Origin of the sequence: Shewanella sp. 3_MG-2023 (assembly GCF_030548765.1) — a bacterium.
Taxonomy (GTDB): Bacteria; Pseudomonadota; Gammaproteobacteria; order Enterobacterales; family Shewanellaceae; genus Shewanella.
In genome coordinates this window covers 1-1,651 of record NZ_JAUOSH010000073.1, presented here as the reverse complement: position 1 = coordinate 1,651, position 1,651 = coordinate 1, and the positions used below count along the sequence as shown (strand labels likewise).

The window sequence follows — 1,651 nt, the reverse complement described above, 5'->3', positions numbered from 1 at the left end:
GTTTAGGTGTAGAGTTGGAAGGTGATGTGCTAATCGAAGTAACGGTTACGGCGGTTCGTGCGTAAAAACTGCTAACAAGGCACTCTAACTGACCTCCAACACGTGGCATTTTTGCTTCGCAAAAGTATAGCCACATGTCTGCGGCAGCTTAGTACGGCGTTATAACTCTCTATCACGGATGAAGAAATGAACATCGAAGTAACAACCTCACCTAATAAACAAGATCTTGAAACTATAAGTAAAGGTATTCAGTCCTACAACCAAAAGTACATTTCAGATGATGTGGTTTTCGAACCTGACACTAAATTTGCTGCATTCGCTAAAGATGAAAATGGAAAAGTCGTAGGAGGTATAAGAGCAGTAGCATTCTGGAATTATTGTACCCTCGAGTTGTTATGGTTATCTGATGAAACCAGAGGGCAAGGTGTTGGTAGTAAATTAATGGATGCAGCCGAAAACTTTGCCAAAGAAAAAGGCTTTGGTTTTATGCGTACAGAAACTCTTAGCTTTCAAGCAAAACCATTTTATGAGAAGCGTGGATACAAAGTTTTTGGTGAATTGCCTGATTACCCCAAAGGTCATGTAACATACTGTTTAGTAAAAGAGTTATAACAATCTGTGCAAGTGGGACAAAATACAGCTGGCTTTGTTCGCTTCGCTCATGATTTTAGCCAACTATATTTAGCCCCTTAACAGGGCGTTATATTTCATAATCAGTAAATCGGGAGGTTATTTTTATGTCGTATGATAAATCCGTATCAGACCACTATTTACATGGCAGTTTGCTTGAAGCTATTGAAGCAGCACTCCCAGCTCTAGGTAAAACAACCGAGAATGTGACAATTGAGGACCTTGCGCCAGTCGATGAGTTCCATATCGGAGGACGCTTGGCAACAGACAATCTATTTGATCAGCTCAACTTTTCTGAGCAGGGCTATATAGTAGATGTCGGTTGTGGTTTAGGTGGTGCCGCTAGATATCTCGCATCTAGATACAAAAACCGTGTTACTGGTATCGACCTAACACCTGAGTATATTGAGACAGGAAAGGCGCTATGTAGCTGGTTAAATCTTGATGAATATATAACGCTTGAGCAGGGGAGTGCATTGTCGATGCCTTTTCAAGATAGTTCATTCGATGGAGGTTATATGCTCCACGTAGGCATGAATATCGATGATAAAGTGTCGCTATTTGCCGAAATATTTCGAGTGCTAAAACCCGGGTCTACCTTCGGCGTTTATGACATTATGCGACAAAATGATGGTGAGTTGATTTATCCAGTTCCATGGGCGACCGAAGGCAGTACTAGCAAACTATCTACTCCCGCTCAATACAAACAAGCTATAAGCGATGCTGGCTTTGAAATCTCCAAGGAGAACAATCGCCGTGATTTTTCACTGGAATTCTTTAAACAGCAACGTGCTAAAACAGAGGCTAATGGAGGTCCACCCCCTCTGGGTCTTCATACACTGATGCAAGAAAGCACTTCCAATAAAATTAAGAACATGGTCGATAATTTAGCTAACGATTTGATTGCTCCGGTTGAGATTATTATCCAAAAAGTATGAATAAATATAATCGGGTAGCCGGAGGTATCTAGCCTCCAGCCCCCACACCACCCTGCATGCGGCTCCGCACAGGGCGGTTCCCA

At 42.2% G+C, this 1,651-nt stretch carries 2 protein-coding genes; both read left to right on the top strand.

All coding sequences use genetic code 11. From position 1 onward, the window contains the following. The first annotated feature begins 186 nt into the window (after window positions 1-186). A complete protein-coding gene (locus tag Q4591_RS20010; protein ID WP_102532126.1) occupies window positions 187-612 on the top strand; it encodes a GNAT family N-acetyltransferase in 426 nt (141 codons plus the stop codon). A gap of 125 nt (window positions 613-737) precedes the next feature. Further along, the gene (locus tag Q4591_RS20005; RefSeq protein WP_303411992.1) at window positions 738-1,568 is read left to right on the top strand and encodes a class I SAM-dependent methyltransferase; all 831 of its coding nucleotides are present in this window, start codon (window positions 738-740) and stop codon (window positions 1,566-1,568) included. Window positions 1,569-1,651: the final 83 nt, after the last annotated feature.

Excerpts from the sequence above, each read along its gene's own strand:
- Q4591_RS20010 (WP_102532126.1), top strand. The coding sequence starts at position 187 with ATGAACATCGAAGTAACAACCTCACCTAATAAACAAGATCTTGAAACT.
- Q4591_RS20005 (WP_303411992.1), top strand. The coding sequence starts at position 738 with ATGTCGTATGATAAATCCGTATCAGACCACTATTTACATGGCAGTTTG.